The sequence below is a fragment of the Vibrio sp. E14 genome (assembly GCF_020515785.1).
GTDB lineage: Bacteria > Pseudomonadota > Gammaproteobacteria > Enterobacterales > Vibrionaceae > Vibrio > Vibrio diabolicus.
In genome coordinates this window covers 389,709-407,766 of record NZ_JAHPJI010000001.1, presented here as the reverse complement: position 1 = coordinate 407,766, position 18,058 = coordinate 389,709, and the positions used below count along the sequence as shown (strand labels likewise).

The following is an 18,058-nucleotide window of genomic DNA, read 5'->3' as shown; positions in this document are numbered from 1 at the left end:
TATTTCGAACCAAATAACTTACCGATATAAAAATCATTATAAACAGTAAGTTAAAAACTGGCACACTCCTTTCATTGCATATCATACAAACCAATGAGAGGGCGAATCATGAAAAGGACATCACTATTACTTGGATCTCTGTTCGCAAGCGCATACGTAAGCGCAGCGCCATTCGACACTTGTCCGAGCAAAGCATATTTATTCCAATCGACCCCAGTGCAAGTTTACGGCGTTAATCTGGTTACCGGATCAACCAAGTTACTGACCGACGATGTGGGCTTAGCATCTGGTATTAACGGCGTCGGTTTCAACTTCACTGATCGATACATCTATGGTTACGATACAACCAACTTGAAAATCGTACGTTTAGGCCAGGACTTTCAAGCAGAAACTCTCAACGTACAAGGGCTTCCTAGCCATACGTTTTTTGTCGGCGACGTGTACAACCACGTCTACTACTTGTATCGCAAAGGTAAAGGGCTGTTTTCCATTGATCTGTCGCCGTTAGATACGGACCCAAATGCTACCTTAACCCTGAATAAAATCACATCAAATGCAAGTGTGAGTTTAACCGACTTTGCGTTCCACCCTGGCGACGGTGCGCTCTATGGTATCGATAATGGGTCTGGCGTATTGTATAAATTCGATACAAAAACAGGCCAAGCAACCGCGATCGGCAATACAGGGGAAACGGGTACCTTTGGTGCAGGCTACTTTGATGTAAACGGAAACTACTACGTATCGCGTAACCAGGACGGCAAAATTTATCGCGTCGACTTATCAGAAAATAACGCCGCCAATATCGCTGCGGGCATTGTTCCTGCTGTAGAGTTTGTGTCTAACGGTCCAAGTTCCAGCCAAAATGACGGTGCCCGATGCGCGAACGCTCCTGTTATTGACGAAGACGAGCCAATTGACTTTGGTGACGCACCTGACACTTACGCTACCTTGCTCTCTTCTAACGGACCACGCCACGCTGTTGATGGTATAACTTGGCTTGGCACCATTGCGCCAGATGGTGATGCCGATGGACAAGTGGCTCCGTCTGGAGATAACAAAGTTGGTACAGCAGATGAAGATGGCGTCGGCTTTGTTACCGCACTCGACCCAGGGTTAAGTTCACTAGTGAACGTAACTGCATCGACATCCGGCTACTTGTCAGCTTGGTTTGACTGGAACCGAGATGGTGACTTTGCTGACGAAGGTGAGCAAGTATTCACTGATGAGTTACTCTCTGCAGGCAGCAATACGCTTCCATTTGTCGTCTCTGAACTGGCAACCGCAGGTCCTAGCTGGAGCCGATTCCGCTTTAGCCAACAAACTGGTCTGAACTTCGATGGCGGATCAACATCAGGTGAAGTAGAAGATTACCCAATCACAATCACTGAAAACGGCGTATCCGTACAGCACTTCCCAAGTGCCGATTCCTACGCAACGGTCGCGTATGAAGACAACTGGCCTTACACCGCTGACTACGACATGAATGACGTTGTAATTAAGTTCCGTATGACTGAAACACGTATGGACGGCACGGTGGAAAATATCCAAATTAGCGGAGATCTGGCCGCCTATGGGGCTGGCTATAAAAATGGCTTTGCTATTCGTCTACCTGGCGTTTCGAAAGCAAGCATTGAAAACGGCTTAACAAAGCTAACGTTTAATGGCAAAGAACAACCGACCAACGGTCTAGAAGCGATATCAGAAGAAGCCATCTTCATTATCAGTGACGACCTCAGTCAGTATGCGCAAAGTCAATGTGCGTATTTTCGAACCCAAACGGGTTGTAATGATAACGTCGCGTTGTCTTTCACACTGACCATCTACTTTAAGGAAGGAGCCGACCGCTCAGCGCTACAGGCCATGCCTTATGACCCATTTATCTTTGCCACCCCCAATACATATCACGGCGATGGCATCACCTTTCAACCAGGTAGAAAATGGGAAGTACATTTGCCAGACCAAGCACCAACTGAGCAGTTTGATGACGCAAACCTATATGGCGTGGGCGTAGACGCAAGTGACCCGGCTCGAGGCGTGTACTTCAAAACAGCGAACAACCTCCCTTGGGCATTGCTTATCGTCGAAGAGTGGAATTGGCCGCTAGAGAAAGTTGACTTAGTTGACGCTTACCCAGAGTTTGCCACCTACGCCGAGTCTGGTGGGCGAGAAGGAGCAAACTGGCATACCCAACCTAAAGCAAACAAACGTTACATTCCATAGGAGAAACATCATGAAAAACTTAATCACAATCATCATGGGATTAGCGTTAACAGCCTGCGGCGGTGGCGGCGGTGGAGACAAAAGCAACGATAGCGCTACTCCACCTCCAGCTCAAACTACCGTTATTGTTGAAGAGCCAAGCATGCAAAATTTAGACGTACCAGATGGGTTCGATTATGACCCAAGGTTAGAAAGCTCACTTGCGGTAGATATTAGTGGTTACTCTTTACAGCGCGCACATCTGAGCATTTATAAGGAGTACCGTGAAGATGCGTCTGGAACCTACCAAGCGAAATATTCGAGCAATATTGCTTCTGCTGCGCTGACGAGTGGGAAAGCTAAATTAGACTTCTCCACCTCGGACAGCCAAGATAACCTGTTAGTCGAAATTTGGTTCTACGATGGCTCAGAACCTCTTCAAAAAGTCGTCTCAACCGGAAATACGACATGGCGCATGTAAGATGCTCTATTGGTGAGCATTGATACTCGGGACTGGCGCAAGCCACAGGTTTTAAGACAAAATCGCATCGTTCTTTGAACATGCGATTTTTTTGTTGTAAAACAAAATGATTACTTGAAACAATAGCAATGGAGCGCAAATTGGATAATCCCAAAACCTATATGTTGGTCTTCAGCGGTTTCATTGCCCTACTTGTGCTCTTGTTGCTCATTAAGCAAACGGATGAAAACACGGTTTCAGCCACCGTCATTAGCAATACTTTAACTCAGTCCCTTGATGGTCAACGTCGGTACCTCACTATCAATTCACCTGAGATAGAGCAACAACGAGTGACGGTTCCAGTGTCCGCATCTTGTCCAGTGGGCTCTATTGCGTTGTTCCACCAAGCATCCCGCTCAAGTTTTGACTCATCCCTTTCATTCATTCGCTGTGAGTAAAAATACTGTGCGGACTTCCCAAATCAGAAGGATTTAACCATGCAAGCATTGATCGATGCCAAAGAACTTCATGCTTTATTAGACCAACCAAATGTAAAACTTCTAGACGCGAGTATTCGTTTTCAAATTCCTTCCGAAGGGAAAAAGGTCACCAATAAGTGGATTCCAGGCTCATTGCGTTTCGACTACGACAATGACTTTTGTCTGCCAGATACCAATCTCCCTCATATGATGCCAACAGAAGAAGGGTTTAATCACAGCGCTCAGAAACTTGGCCTGAACAACGAAGACCTTATTATTGTTTATGACAACTCTGGAACACTCGCCTCTCCGCGCGCATGGTGGATGTTTAAGGCAATGGGACATGATAATGTCAAAGTGCTTAATGGTGGCCTACCGGCTTGGATTGAGGCTGGACTGCCTGTCACGGATGCCTTGTCAGAAGCTAAGCAGCCTGGAAACTTTACCGGGAAATTAAATAAACATGCTTTTTTGGACGCAAATGCAATATTAGAGTACTCAAACAATTGCAGTGCAAACATTGTTGACGCTCGCTCACGTGCACGTTTTTTAGGCGAGGTACCAGAGCCAAGAGAAGGACTGCGTTCTGGTCATATTCCTAATTCTGTTTGCCTCCCTTTCCAAACATTATTGAGTAATGGCTTTATAAAGGCAGACTCGGAATTGAAACAAGCATTTAGTGCACTAACGTTATATAATGATAAATCAATCATTTTCAGTTGTGGCTCAGGTGTAACGGCCTGTATTTTGCTGCTAGCAGCATACCAGTTAGGTTGGCGTGATTTATCGGTCTATGACGGGTCATGGACAGAATGGGGCGCAGACTACTCATTACCCATTACTCGCTAATCTAGGAGCTATCGAAGCGGCATGGTCAGGTTAAAGAAGAACATTTGGACACTATACATGGCGCTACTTACGATAAGCGCCGTGCTGTTCGTGTTGTTTGGCCGCTACCATTATGAGTCAACCCTGAATAAGTACAAAGATAAGCAGCTCCTACAATTGGAGCTGTTTGCCTCTTCTGTCGAATCACTTCTGAAAGGACAAGAATCGTTACTTGAAGTCATTGGTCATCAGTTGGTCGAGAGAAATGACTTTACTCGTACAGCAGCAGTTCAAACTCGCCCGATGCTGGACAAACTGCTCAGTATCCATCCGGCGATTATTGGATTCGGCCTAACCAACCCCGATGGAGACTACATCGCCGTAAGCTCCAATTTGATCTTGGCAAAGCTGCATAATCTAAAACAAGATCCACTGACTCGTGATACCTTTTTGGCAGCGCTCAACTCCGACCGAATGATTATAGGTCGAACGTATTTTATGCCAGCTCAAGATTCACTTGTGATTCCGATCCGAAAAGCAATTCCAAATAAAGATGGTGTTGTACAAGCAGTGATGACGGCTGGCTTTAATATGAATTCATCTTCGGTTTTTCGTAACGACATCCATGCCAATGAGCACAACCGGGTCACATTGATCCGCAGTGATGGCTACCTTACTTTTAGCTCGTCAGAAGATACAACCCTAGAAGATTACCTAAAACCTGCCAATGATTTAGATATAAAAGCCGTTATGGCTCAAATCACAAAAGATTCAGGCTGGGATATGGCGCAACTAAAAGAGCTCACACGAGCGCTAAATATTGTTGTCGACAATTCTCGCCTGAGTGAGTTAATCACATTGAGATACCTTCCTGATTATCATCTTTGGGCCTCTTCCTCGACAGATTTGAATTTTATTAAGCGCGGATTTTACGAACAGTTTGCACTGTACTCGATTGTTTTTCTTATCGTCCAAGGTGCTTTTTACGCTTTATTCCGCTCCATTGCGAACAATGAACACAAAACAAAACTGCGTTTGCTCTATCAAGCGAACCACGATCATCTCACTGGATTACCAAACCGAGAGTACCTACGCGCAAACATTCGACACTGGCTCTCTGGGAAAGGGAATCCTTTTTCTTTGATGTTTATCGATATTGATAATTTCAAATCAGTCAACGACACACATGGTCATGACTTTGGCGACGAAGTTCTAAAACAAATATCTATCCGCTTAAACACCTTTGTTAACGATGGCCGATTAATCATCCGTGAAGCCAGTGACGAGTTTATTTTTCTAACAAATCGAATTGATGAAGTAAGCGTTAAAAGACTAGCGAGCGACTTAATAACGGCGCTATCAGAACCCTACGAAGTCAATGACAGTCAGTTCCTGCTCAGTTGCAGTATTGGTATTGCCTGCTATCCACACCATGGTGAAACATTAGATGAACTGCTCCTTTCAGCCGATATTGCGATGTATCAAGCGAAAAAACAACGCAACGTATACAGCCTGTTCAATCAGCAGATGCAAGCTACACACCTGCGTAAAATGAAAATTGAGCAACGCTTGAGGCTCGCGATAGATAAGCAAGCGCTTCATATGGTTTATCAACCTCAGTTAAACCTAGAAGGCGATATTTATGGTGTCGAAGCGCTTATTCGTTGGAGTGATGATGAGCTCGGCTTAGTCCCACCAAGTGAATTTATTCCCGTCGCAGAAAGCACTGGGTTGATGGTTCGTATTGGTGAACAAATCATTGAAAATAGCCTGACAGATATGGCTAAACTGACTGGTAATATTGATACATCTATCCAGATGTCTATTAACATCTCGGTCAAACAGTTTGTTCACGCCAAATTCATTACTAATCTTATGAATGCTATTGAGAAACGAGGCATCGAATGTTCAAAGATTACCCTAGAGATCACCGAAAACCTGTTTATTGAAGATCTTGAAAAGTTCGCACCAATTTGCGAGCGCTTGCATGCTCTTGGCTTTAAAATCTCGCTCGATGATTTCGGGACTGGCTACTCTTCATTAAGCATGTTGCGTACGCTACCTATTGACGAAGTGAAGATTGACAAGAGCTTTATCGATCACATTGAGCATGACAAAAAAGCGCTGAATATGGTTAAGAATATCATTTCTATCGGCAAAAACTTTGAAATGAAAGTACTAGCTGAAGGAGTAGAGACGCTGCAACAACTGAATGAGTTAAAAGCTTGCGGTTGTGATTTGATTCAGGGCTACTTCTACTCTAAACCTTTATCGCTTGAAGACTTGATCGCTTTTACGAAGCAGAACCAAAGCAAAGAAACCGTAGTTGAATAACTACGATCGCTTTGCTTAGAAGGTTTTATTTATTCATTTCTTGGTACATCACCTCCACCAACTCGCCTTTCGGGTCGCCTGATAATTCCCAGGTAAAAATGCCACCTAAGTTCGCCTGTTTAGCCCAATTTGCTTTGGCTTTGATCGAGCGTTGATCTTCGTAAGAGATAAAGACTTTCTTTACAGGATGCCACAAGTAAGGCGCTTGAGATTGCTCATCATACTTGTACTCGTAGCCCTGCTCCGCTCCATAGTTCTTCACCAAATCCCAAAACATGAAATAGCCGTTCTCACCCGTACCAAACTGCGCTCCTTGCTCGGATACAAGATCTTGCGTTGGTAAGCCACCCGAGAAGTCTTTGGTGCCTTGCCAGCCACGCCCGTAAAACGCAGCGCCAATCACCAGTTTCTCACTTGGAATACCGAGCTCGATCATCTGGTTGATGAACACGTCTGCGCCCATGCCCCACCAGCTTCGCTCAGTCGCATGCAAGTTGGTAGTATGCCCGGTTTGCTGCCCCCAACCACCAAGGAAGTCATACGTCATTGCAAACATGTTAGTTAGGTACGGCTCCGCGGCTTTCCAATCGATACCTGCTGCTTTTGGACCAACGCCTACAGCAGTAGAGAGCTCGTATTCACGTTTGGTTTGATTTGTGAGTTCATCTAACTCTGCACGCATGGTTTTCACTAAATAGGTAAAGGCCTCACGCTCAGATGCTTTTTGCTCATCAGAAAGCTTGGTGTCAGGGTTCCAAGGTGACGTTGTTAAACCGCCACCACCTGGGTATTCCCAATCCAGATCAACACCATCAAAGAAATCATATTGAGCAATCAACTTAACGGCACTTTTTGAGAATTGATCCATCGCTTGTTTGCTTTTCGCCATAGCATGGAACGGTTCGGACATTGTCCAACCACCAAAAGAAGGGAGAATGTTAAGATCAGGATGTTGTTTCTTCATTTCAGCAAGTTGAGCGAAGTGGCCTTTGTATGGCACGTTAACGGAGACATCGCCAAAGTCCTTTTCTAATGCTGCTTCGGTATCGACAATGATCGCCGTATACGGATCTTTTCCTTCACATTGTTCGGCAACCAGTTTTTGTACCGTTTCAGAAGCACCGGTATGAGGGCCGCACATACTAAGAAACGCGTAAATCACGTGCGTCAGTTTATCGGCGGGAATATCGTTCACCGTGTATGGGTTTTCTGCATTAGCGTACTGCCAATCCGCAAAGTAACCTGCTACGACTTTTTGCTCGGCGTGCACCGCACCAGTCAGCCCCATAATCAGTGCAGCAAGAAGTGTCTTTTTCATTGTGTTCTCCAGAGTAGATGTACAAATTTAAAGCTACTCCTAGAGAATATTTTTAACTTGAAAACGAAATCAGGCTGCGAGTCATTTATAACTCCTCGCAGCCTGATTACATAAGTTGCATATTATTTGTGCTAACTCTCAGATGCCGCGTTGCCGTGCATTTGCTCATCTAAGTTGAGTACCGTTAATGCGTTGCTGACGCTCGTGGCGATCACGTCTATCGCTCCGGTTCTTAATGCTCCAAGTAAGGCGAGCGGCTTGCTGTTCTCCGCTGCAATCGCGATGACTTCCGATATTGGGCGAAACTCTTCAATACCAAGGCCAATCACTCGGTCACTCATTACGGTGTTGGCAACATTACCGTGAATATCAAAGAAATCATAACCTGCAAAGTCCCCGACCACGCCTTGTTGAAGTCTCGACTGAACCACTTCATCAGGCGTAAACCAACCTAAGTCCACCATGTAACTGTTTTCGCTCATGTCACCAATACCGACCAAAGCGACATCGGCTTTACGTGCCAAATCGAGCGTTTGTTTCACGGTTGCATTTTGCATGAAGGCCAACTTCTGTTCTCTATTTTCTGCGTAAGCCGGCGCGTAAAGCGTTTCGGACGTTCCGCCGTACTTTTTAGCTAACTGACGACAAATGTGGTCGGCGTTATACATACCACCACGTGGGTGAATACCGCCGATACCACACACAAATTTACAGTCGCGCGGGGTGATCACCCCAATGTGATGAGCAACAGAAGATACGTTACGCCCCTGTCCAACGGTCACCACCATGCCGTTTTTAAGCGTGCTGGTGAGATAATTGGACACCAATCCCGACACCTGTAGTCGTTGTGCTTCTTCATTCGGCTGATCAAGAGCAACAAGCGCGCGCTTGACGCCGAATCGCTCGATCAAACGTTGTTCAATCTTGGCGCTAAACACCGGGTGGTATTTAACGGTGATTTCAACGATGCCTTCATCACGCGCCTGCTTGAGCATTCGCCCGACCTTTGCGCGTGATATGGCAAATTTTCTCGATATCTCTTCCTGAGTCGCACCGTCTTGATAATACGCGACGGAAATCTCTGTCAACAAATCCGTGTTTTCAATGGAAATATCTTGATTAGAACTGCTCATGGTTTCTCTCGCCCTTTAAGAGGATCGATATTGTATGCAATAAGTGAGCATATGCTCATTGACTTAGCATATGTTCTTTATCAATTTAAACGCTACATTTGCTCATCGCAATAACATTTTCTCACTACAATTTTTTACCCTCACTTACAACGCTCAACCTTTGAACAATAAGGGCAAACGTTTATTTGGGTTAACCACTAAACACACAGTAAAAAAACGTTGATGAAGTTCACTATAAGTCGATTTCACCGATTGACTTTCAGCATAGATAGGATAAATATGGACACATCATTTACTCAGCTATCGATCAAATGTTCATTGCATTTGTTCGGTAACGAAATTTTCCGTAGTTGGCTGAGCAGATGTCTCATTAAATGCGATGAGACGATTAGCTAACTCGCTTGCAAATGCACAAGCTGTGATAACAAAAATCACGCTTAAGCCCATTTAAATAGGATGATCGATTATGAGCAACAAGTTAGAGCAACTTCGTAAACTAACGACTGTAGTAGCAGACACTGGCGAAATTGATGCAATCAAAAAGTATCAACCAGAAGACGCAACAACTAACCCTTCTCTTATCCTGAAAGCCGCTCAAATCTCAGAGTACGCACCTCTAATCGATGCTTCAATCGAATATGCTAAAGCACAGAGCAACGACAAAGCTCAACAAGTTCAAGACACTTGTGACATGCTTGCAGTAAACATCGGTAAAGAAATCCTAAAAACTATTCCAGGTCGTATCTCTACAGAAGTTGACGCACGCCTATCTTACGATATGGAAGGCAGCGTAGCGAAAGCACGTCAACTAGTAAAAATGTACAACGATGCAGGCATCACGAACGACCGCATCCTTATCAAACTAGCGTCTACTTGGGAAGGTATCCGCGCAGCAGAAATCCTAGAGAAAGAAGGCATCAACTGTAACCTAACGCTTCTATTCTCATTCGCTCAAGCGCGTGCTTGTGCAGAAGCTGGCGTATTCCTAATCTCTCCATTCGTTGGCCGTATTATGGACTGGTACAAAGCGAAAGAAGGCCGTGACTTCGAAGCTTCAGAAGATCCAGGCGTACTGTCTGTAACTAAGATCTACAACTACTACAAAGAGTACGGCTACAAAACGGTAGTAATGGGCGCAAGCTTCCGTAACATCGGTGAGATCCTAGAACTGGCTGGCTGTGACCGTCTAACTATCGCTCCTGCTCTACTTGCTGAGCTAGAAGCGGCAGAAGGCAAAGTGGTTGAGAAGTTGGTTGACTCTAAAGGCGCAGCTGAGCGTCCTGCACCAATGACTCATTCTGAGTTCCTATGGGAACACAACCAAGACCCAATGGCGGTTGAGAAACTGGCTGAAGGCATCCGCAACTTCGCCGTTGACCAAGGTAAACTAGAAGCGATGATCGAAGCTAAGCTTTAATTGCTTACCAAAAGCGAGTAGCCCGTCTACTCGCTTTTACCATCAGCGCTTATTCAAGATTTTCTATTTGAACTTGTTTCGACGAGTTCCCTCTATTCAAACCCTTATCGAGAAGTAATCACTATGGATCGTAAATATCTAGCAAATGCAATTCGTGCGCTAAGCATGGATGGTGTTCAACAAGCTAACTCTGGTCACCCAGGTGCACCTATGGGCATGGCTGATATCGCTGAAGTTCTTTGGCGCTCTCACCTAAACCACAACCCATCAAACCCTGAGTGGGCAGACCGCGACCGTTTCGTACTGTCTAACGGCCACGGCTCAATGCTAATTTACTCTCTACTGCACTTGAGCGGTTACGAGCTATCTATCGATGATCTGAAAAACTTCCGTCAGCTTCACTCTAAGACTCCAGGTCACCCAGAGTACGGCTACGCGCCTGGTATCGAGACCACAACGGGTCCTCTAGGTCAAGGCATCACTAATGCGGTTGGTATGGCTCTAGCTGAGAAAGCACTAGCAGCACAGTTCAACAAAGAAGGCCACGACATCGTTGACCACTTCACTTACGTGTTCATGGGCGACGGCTGTCTGATGGAAGGTATCTCGCACGAGGCATGCTCTCTAGCTGGTACACTAGGTCTAGGCAAACTGATCGCATTCTGGGATGACAACGGCATCTCTATCGACGGTCACGTTGAAGGTTGGTTCTCTGACGACACGCCTAAGCGTTTTGAAGCGTACGGCTGGCATGTAATCCCAGCAGTAGACGGTCACGATTCTGAAGCGATCAACGCAGCAATCGAAGCGGCGAAAGCGGATCCTCGCCCTACACTTATCTGTACTAAGACAATCATCGGTTTTGGTTCACCAAACAAGTCTGGTTCACACGATTGTCACGGTGCACCACTAGGTGCAGAAGAAATCGCAGCAACACGCAAAGAACTAGGTTGGGAGCACGGTCCTTTTGAAATTCCGCAAGAAGTCTACGCAGAATGGTCAGCGAAAGAAACAGGCGCAGCTAAGGAAGCAGCGTGGAACGAGAAATTTGCAGCTTATGAAGCAGCGTACCCTGAGCTGGCAGCTGAATTTAAACGCCGCGTAAACGGTGAGCTTCCTGCACAGTGGGAAGAGAAAGCAAGCCAAATCATTGCTGATCTTCAAGCAAACCCAGCAAACATTGCGTCACGTAAAGCGTCTCAAAATGCTCTAGAAGCATTTGGTGCTCTACTACCTGAGTTCATGGGCGGTTCTGCTGATCTAGCGCCTTCTAACCTAACCATGTGGTCTGGTTCTAAGTCTCTAGAAGCAAGCGACTTCTCTGGTAACTACATCCACTACGGTGTACGTGAATTCGGTATGACGGCGATCATGAACGGTATTGCGCTACACGGTGGTTTCGTTCCTTACGGCGCGACATTCCTAATGTTCATGGAATACGCTCGTAACGCAATGCGTATGGCGGCTCTGATGAAGATTCAGAACATCCAAGTGTACACGCATGACTCTATCGGTCTTGGCGAAGATGGCCCAACTCACCAACCGGTTGAGCAAATGGCATCGCTACGTCTAACGCCAAACATGAGCACATGGCGTCCATGTGACCAAGTTGAATCAGCAGTGGCTTGGAAACTAGCGATTGAACGTAAAGATGCACCAACTGCGCTTATCTTCTCTCGTCAAAACCTAGCGCAACAAGAGCGTGATGCTGAGCAATTAGCAAACATCGCGAAAGGTGGTTACATCCTGAAAGATTGCGAAGGCAAGCCAGAGCTAATCCTTATCGCAACAGGTTCTGAAGTTGAACTAGCAGTAGAAGCAGCAGCACAGCTAACTGCTGAAGGTAAGAAAGTACGCGTTGTTTCAATGCCATCAACAGATGCATTTGACAAGCAAGACGCCGCTTACCGTGAAGCCGTTCTACCATCAGACGTAACAGCTCGTATCGCTATCGAAGCAGGTATTGCTGACTTCTGGTACAAGTACGTAGGCTTCGACGGTCGCATCATCGGTATGACTTCATTCGGTGAATCTGCACCTGCTGGTGAACTGTTCAAAATGTTCGGTTTCACTACGGAAAACGTAGTAAATACAGCAAAAGAACTACTAGCGTAATTGCAGTAAAAAGATAATCAGTTTTCTCTATTGCGAATGTGAAAACTGAAAAGCCCCGCCAGCAATGGCGGGGCTTTCTTTTATCTGGCCCCTATTTGTATAAACACAGCCAGAAAGTGAACACAACGACTTTCGTTACGGCTATTTGTCTTCAAATCGAAGCGCGAGCTGATAGAAATCTTGTACTTGCTCTTTCAACTGACGGCTGTTTTGCTCTACGGAGTGCGTTGCTGCCAAGTTTTGCTCTGCCGTAGAAGCAATAGAGTGAATATGCTGATTTACATCGCTGGATAGCTTCAGCTGGTTATTCGCCGCTTCCGCCACATCGACCATCAACCCACTCATGCTTTGCATCATCTGTTCAACCTCAGACAAACGAAGCGCGCTTTGTTCGGCAACCTGAGAACATGTATCCGTTTGCTCTTTGTTTGCCAGAATGTCTTTTTGCCAACTTTGTATCGTCGCCAACATAGCAGAGATAGACGCTTGGATTTGTTCAGTTGCATTGGATGTGCGACCAGAGAGCGCGCGCACCTCATCGGCAACAACAGCAAAACCACGACCTTGCTCACCCGCCCTCGCCGCTTCAATTGCCGCGTTAAGTGCCAGTAAATTGGTTTGTTCTGCGATCCCGCCAATCTCTTCCATCAAATGATTCACTTTCTGCGCCTGATCACTCAGCTGATACGTCGTTTCCGTCGCTTTTTCAGCTTGAAGGCTTAATTGCGCTAGATTGGTGTGCGTTTGATCGATGGTCTCCTTCGCCATCAAGCATGACTTCAATGTATCATCAATTAGCATATGGGCATCATTGGTGCTAGAAGAGACTGAATTCGCCGAAGACTCCACCTCTTGAGTCGCGTCACGTACGCGATGAATATCGGTGTTTTGCTGATTTAATGCAGCCGAAACTTCTGCTGTGGTTTGGCTCAATTCTTCAGCACAATGCTGCAACGGCAGTGCGGAGTCTGTCATTCTTCCCAACACGGTTCGAATTCTTGCGGACAGCATTTTGATATGGAAATCGGCAATCGAAAATGCCGTATTACCGGAATAGATCAAACGACTCACGCTGTCGTATTGCTTTTGTAACTTTTTCAGTTGTTGAGGCGTATCAATTAATTCTTGGCGGAATAACAACGCTAGAACACTTGCAGGTAGTGCACTTGAAAGCCAAGCTAATGGACCTTCAATAGACAATGCATATGCGGCTGCAGGTGCGGTCAATGCGCCTAGTAGAATCGCATAGCGAATGGTTTCATTGAGTTTCAACGACCAAGTACGACCTGATTTCTCGGCGGCGCGCATACTCTTGTAGGCTTTCGTGGCTATATCAACCCACTCTCGCTTTGGCTTCACGCGCACAGATTGATAACCAACAACGTGGTTATTTTCATAAATAGGGGTGACATAGGCATCAACCCAATAGTAACCGCCCGACTTAGTGGCATTCTTAACCATGCCGCGCCAGGCTTTGCCTTGCTTAAGACGAGCCCACATATCGCCGAAAGCGGCTTTAGGCATGTCATTGTGGCGAACGATATTGTGGTTCTGACCGACGAGTTCTTCGTGAGTGTACTCAGCAACACGGCAAAAGGCTTCGTTACAATACGTAATAACACCTTGTAGGTTCGTTGTTGAGACGAGTTCCTCAGACTCCCTCACGAGAGTTTCTTGAGCTTTATGAGAAATATTGGCTGACATAGACGAAACTTCTGTAGTTTTTATTGATTTTCGGCAAGATATATACAGGATTTTTATTTTTATTACAAAAAGTTAGACAAAAAGTCTTATCAATTCGACATTTTTAGTGTGGGAATTCACATTATCAATAAAAACATAAAGAAGAAGTTGTGGAGTTGAGCTAATAAACAAAACCCGACACGTTATGCCGGGCCATGTATAGAAGATTTAATCAAGCAGTTTGGGATTCCGTTTCTTTGTTCGTTTTCAAAGCAAACATCACGATGACGAGTAGCACAAAAGGAAGAACGTACAAATTAAGGTTTTGCCAACCTACGGTGGATTCAAGCCAGCCAGATAGTAATGCAGTGATAGTGACACAACTGAACACGAAGAATTCATTAAATGCTTGAGCCTTGCTCCTGTTTTTCGCTTCATAGCTTTGACTAAATAACCCAGTTGCCGCGATAAACATAAAGTTCCAACCAACGCCTAACAGAACTAAAGCAAGACTAAAGTGCCAAATGGACACTCCGTGTATGTTAATTCCAATGCAAGCAACAAATAGCAATCCACCGGCTAAAATCATATTCTTCGCGCCAAGCCGCTCTATCAAGCGTCCCGTGACAAACGCCGGTGCAAACATGCCCAGCACATGCCATTCGATCACTCCTGCCGCTTTGTCAAAATCAAAGCCACAACCAATCATCGCCAGAGGCGTTGCTGTCATTAAAATGTTCATTACCGCATACGCAACCATTGCGGCGATAACCGCTAGCATGAAATTAGGTCGACGGATAATGTGCCCCACTTTATCCGCTTTAGTATGTAGAACTTGTGTGTGTGCTGGTGGAAAACGAATCGTTTGCAGCACGATCAACGCAGTTATATAAAGTCCAATAAGCACGGCAAAAGCACTAATGTACAAACCATCATCTGACCATTGCTGCGAATACACTGCCAAATTAGGGCCAAGTATCGCCGCTAGTACCCCTCCCGCCATAGATATCGAAATCGCCCTGTGTCTTGCCGACTCTTCACACACTTCAATAGCAGCAAATCTGTATAGCGTTCCGAAGCCAATACCAACACCAAGCAAAAAGGTAGAAACACAGAATAGATAGAAGTTCTGTTGACTTAACGCATACGTCGCTAGGCTGGCACCCAAAATGCCAATAACATTACCGAGACTAAACCCAAGGCGACGTCCTAACTTGCCCATAATCAGTGATGCTGGGATCGTCGCAGCCATCAGTCCTAAAAATTGCAGCGCAACGGGCAACGTAATAAAACTTGATGACGGCGCAAGTGTTTTGCCAATAAGGGCAATAACAGATATGAGTAAAATATTCCCTGTCATTAATAGGGCTTGGCAAAGGGATAATAGCCATACATTACGATTCAATTCCAAATTCCTTTTGGTTACAGCGCATACAGATAACATATAGGAAAGCAGAAACAATAGAAAGAGATGCGAGTAATTCTCAATAAAAAGAGCCAGAGGCACAATGCCTCTGGCTCTTTAAAAAAGTTCTTTCTGTTGAGCTTATTTGTTACGGCGCGCTTTTACTGCATCAGAAAGCTGACGAAGTACGGTTTCCGTATCTTCCCAACCGATACATGCATCGGTAATCGACTGACCATAAGTGGCCGCTTTGCCATCCACTAAGTCTTGGCGACCTTCAACTAAATGAGACTCAATCATCACACCAAAAATTGCTTCTTCGCCACCAGCTATTTGCTCTGATACGTCATCAGACACCAACATTTGACGTTTGAACTGCTTCGAGCTGTTAGCGTGGCTAAAATCAATCATCACTTTTTTCGGTAGCCCTGCGCCATCTAACTCATCTTTAATTTGAGCCACATGCGCTGCACTGTAGTTTGGCTCTTTACCGCCACGGAGAATGATATGGCAATCAGGATTGCCAGCGGTTTCTACGATCGCAGAATGACCGTATTTTGTTACTGATAGGAAGTGATGAGAAGCACTTGCAGAACGAATCGCGTCGCTCGCGATCTTAATGTTCCCGTCTGTACCATTTTTAAACCCAACAGGGCAGGAAAGACCAGAAGCAAGCTCACGGTGAACCTGAGATTCTGTCGTACGAGCACCGATAGCACCCCAACTGATCAGATCCGCCACGTACTGGGGCGTGATCATATCTAAGAACTCACTCGCGGTCGGCAAGCCCATATCGGTAAGATCAAGAAGAAGCTTACGTCCAATACGCAGACCATCATTCAGCTTGTAGGTATCATTTAGGTAAGGGTCGTTGATCAGACCTTTCCATCCTACCGTTGTACGCGGTTTCTCAAAATAAACTCGCATCACAACTTCTAGTTGTTCACCAAGTTCATCACGTAATACTTTTAGCTTTTTACCATATTCAACCGCAGCAGCAGGATCGTGAATGGAACACGGGCCAACAATTACAAGCAATCGGTCATCTTTTCCTTCAAGAATATTGTGAATGGCATTACGGCAATCAAAAGTGGTCGAAGAAGCGGTTTCAGTCGCTGGGAACTTCTCTAATACTGCTACAGGTGGCAATAACTCTTTTACTCTATTTATTCTTACATCATCAGTTTGAAACATTACTTCTACTTCCTGGTTTTTATTTCCGACCCAATTTTTTGCCAACTGAACTCATTGCAACATTGTTCACAAAGCGAGCAGCATCAAGGGCTCTGGTCATTTTCTGTCTAGCGTTTAAGTAACTTATCGGCTTAGGCGTAGACTTGCAATCAGTTTTTGCAAATAAATGCAAATAAAAACCACCTGTTAACTACCGCGCACAATGTAAAATTAATTTTACGAAAAAAGTTCAAAATAATCATCAATTTTCTTATGACCCCAAAAATCTTTACTACAATGTAAGAAATATCAGAAGTTTGTGAGGTGTTATTGGTTAGTAAATGTTGATCAAGTTCAAAGATATTGTTGCTTGATATGAAACGATTAGAATATTAAACTAATTTCTTATAAACGCTGGTTTTTTCTAATTTTTTGATAAAACGAAGTAGAAGTTAATATGCAATCAATACAAGGAAACATTATGAACAAAGTAGCAATTGCAGTAGCAGCAGTGGTAGCTGGTAGTAGCGCGCTTTTAAACTCTGCTCAAGCTGAAATGTATATCGGGGGCAAAGTAGGCATGACTACACTTGACGATGCTTGCTATCTAAATAGCCCTTGTGATGATGAAGCTTTTGGTGCTGGACTACATATCGGTTATGACTTCACCGATATCATCGGGCTAGAGTATGGTGTCGACTTCTTAGGCGATTACAAAGCTAACTTTAAGTCAGGGGCTAATACAGTTAATACGATCGACGGCAATTTAACGGCTTTAACTCTCGCACCTAAATTCAACTGGCACTTAAACGAATCTTGGAACTTATTCGCTAAGATCGGTGGTGCTTACATGATGTCTGATGACGAAAAAGATTTCGTTCCAACTGGCTCGCTAGGTGCTGAATACACTATCGACAGAAACTGGAGCGTACGCGCAGAATATCAACGCTATCAAGACCTGTCTGATGACGTATGGGACGACATGGACGCTAACTTCTTCGGTATCGGCTTTAACTACAAATTTGCGGCTGCGCCAGTGGTTGCGGCAGTTGTAACAGAAGAAGTGGTTGAGCCAGATCCAGAACCAGTGATGATGAGCAAAGTGCACAAAGAAGAGTACGGTACAGGTACGTTTGAATTCGACAGTGCTAAGCTGACAGACTCTGTTTCGGAGCGTCTAGACAACTTCGTATCATTCTTGAACGAATACCCTCAAGCTCAAGTAGAGATCACTGGCTACACGGATAGCTCTGGTCCTGCGACTTACAACCAAAAACTGTCTGAGCGTCGTGCTCAATCTGTTGCGGATTACCTAACTGCTGCAGGCATTGACTCAGATCGTTTAACTGTGAAAGGCATGGGTGAAGAAAACCCAGTTGCTGACAACAGCACTCGTGAAGGTCGTGAGAAAAACCGTCGCGTAGAGGTTGTGGTTCCTTCGTTTGAATATCAAGAGCTAGTTCAACCTGAATAAACATCTATGATACTTTATCTATGATGTTGTAACAGTTAAT

13 protein-coding genes are annotated in these 18,058 nt (G+C 45.1%); 8 read left to right on the top strand and 5 right to left on the bottom strand.

Going from position 1 to position 18,058, the window contains the following annotated elements; genetic code table 11:
- Nucleotides 1–108 precede the first annotated feature (108 nt).
- The 5 genes from LIX84_RS01865 (at nucleotide 109) to LIX84_RS01845 (ending at nucleotide 6,300) form a co-directional block, all read left to right on the top strand.
- Nucleotides 109–2,220 (top strand): LruC domain-containing protein, encoded by a 2,112-nt coding sequence (locus LIX84_RS01865; protein ID WP_124007727.1) that lies wholly within the window; start codon nucleotides 109–111, stop codon nucleotides 2,218–2,220.
- Nucleotides 2,221–2,230: 10 nt separating this feature from the next.
- Nucleotides 2,231–2,680, top strand: coding sequence for a hypothetical protein (locus LIX84_RS01860; protein WP_085343911.1), 450 nt, complete (start codon nucleotides 2,231–2,233; stop codon nucleotides 2,678–2,680).
- Between the two features lie 140 nt (nucleotides 2,681–2,820).
- A complete protein-coding gene (locus LIX84_RS01855) occupies nucleotides 2,821–3,117 on the top strand; it encodes a hypothetical protein (RefSeq protein WP_005396101.1) in 297 nt (98 codons plus the stop codon).
- A gap of 39 nt (nucleotides 3,118–3,156) precedes the next feature.
- Nucleotides 3,157–3,987 carry a sulfurtransferase gene (locus tag LIX84_RS01850; RefSeq protein WP_226420463.1) on the top strand — a complete coding sequence of 277 codons (831 nt, stop codon included), beginning with the start codon at nucleotides 3,157–3,159 and terminating at the stop codon, nucleotides 3,985–3,987.
- 21 nt (nucleotides 3,988–4,008) lie between these two features.
- Nucleotides 4,009–6,300, top strand: coding sequence for a bifunctional diguanylate cyclase/phosphodiesterase (locus LIX84_RS01845; RefSeq protein ID WP_226420462.1), 2,292 nt, complete (start codon nucleotides 4,009–4,011; stop codon nucleotides 6,298–6,300).
- A gap of 25 nt (nucleotides 6,301–6,325) precedes the next feature.
- Here the strand turns inward: LIX84_RS01845 and LIX84_RS01840 are convergent, their stop codons facing one another.
- Entirely contained in the window at nucleotides 6,326–7,618 is a 1,293-nt protein-coding gene (locus tag LIX84_RS01840; RefSeq protein WP_226420461.1) for a glycoside hydrolase family 18 protein, read from the bottom strand.
- A gap of 131 nt (nucleotides 7,619–7,749) precedes the next feature.
- Nucleotides 7,750–8,751, bottom strand: a complete 1,002-nt coding sequence (locus LIX84_RS01835) for a sugar-binding transcriptional regulator (protein WP_005396112.1) — start codon at nucleotides 8,749–8,751, stop codon at nucleotides 7,750–7,752.
- A 466-nt stretch (nucleotides 8,752–9,217) separates the two neighbouring features.
- Here LIX84_RS01835 and tal point away from each other — a divergent pair, with 466 nt between their 5' ends.
- Together tal and tkt are read left to right on the top strand one after the other, a co-directional pair.
- Entirely contained in the window at nucleotides 9,218–10,168 is a 951-nt protein-coding gene (tal, locus tag LIX84_RS01830) for a transaldolase (protein ID WP_226420460.1), read from the top strand.
- A 123-nt stretch (nucleotides 10,169–10,291) separates the two neighbouring features.
- Nucleotides 10,292–12,283 (top strand): transketolase, encoded by a 1,992-nt coding sequence (tkt, locus tag LIX84_RS01825; RefSeq protein ID WP_145472775.1) that lies wholly within the window; start codon nucleotides 10,292–10,294, stop codon nucleotides 12,281–12,283.
- Between the two features lie 141 nt (nucleotides 12,284–12,424).
- Here tkt and LIX84_RS01820 read toward each other — a convergent pair whose 3' ends face one another.
- The 3 genes from LIX84_RS01820 to aroG form a co-directional block, all read right to left on the bottom strand.
- Complete coding sequence (locus LIX84_RS01820; RefSeq protein WP_226420459.1) at nucleotides 12,425–13,987, bottom strand: methyl-accepting chemotaxis protein; 1,563 nt, start codon at nucleotides 13,985–13,987, stop codon at nucleotides 12,425–12,427.
- A 211-nt stretch (nucleotides 13,988–14,198) separates the two neighbouring features.
- Nucleotides 14,199–15,371: an MFS transporter gene (locus tag LIX84_RS01815; protein ID WP_085343905.1), complete on the bottom strand. Its 1,173-nt coding sequence runs from the start codon at nucleotides 15,369–15,371 to the stop codon at nucleotides 14,199–14,201.
- 141 nt (nucleotides 15,372–15,512) lie between these two features.
- Nucleotides 15,513–16,565 carry a 3-deoxy-7-phosphoheptulonate synthase AroG gene (aroG, locus tag LIX84_RS01810; RefSeq protein ID WP_005396134.1) on the bottom strand — a complete coding sequence of 351 codons (1,053 nt, stop codon included), beginning with the start codon at nucleotides 16,563–16,565 and terminating at the stop codon, nucleotides 15,513–15,515.
- A 460-nt stretch (nucleotides 16,566–17,025) separates the two neighbouring features.
- Here aroG and LIX84_RS01805 point away from each other — a divergent pair, with 460 nt between their 5' ends.
- Nucleotides 17,026–18,018, top strand: coding sequence for an OmpA family protein (locus tag LIX84_RS01805; RefSeq protein WP_005396135.1), 993 nt, complete (start codon nucleotides 17,026–17,028; stop codon nucleotides 18,016–18,018).
- Nucleotides 18,019–18,058 lie beyond the last annotated feature (40 nt).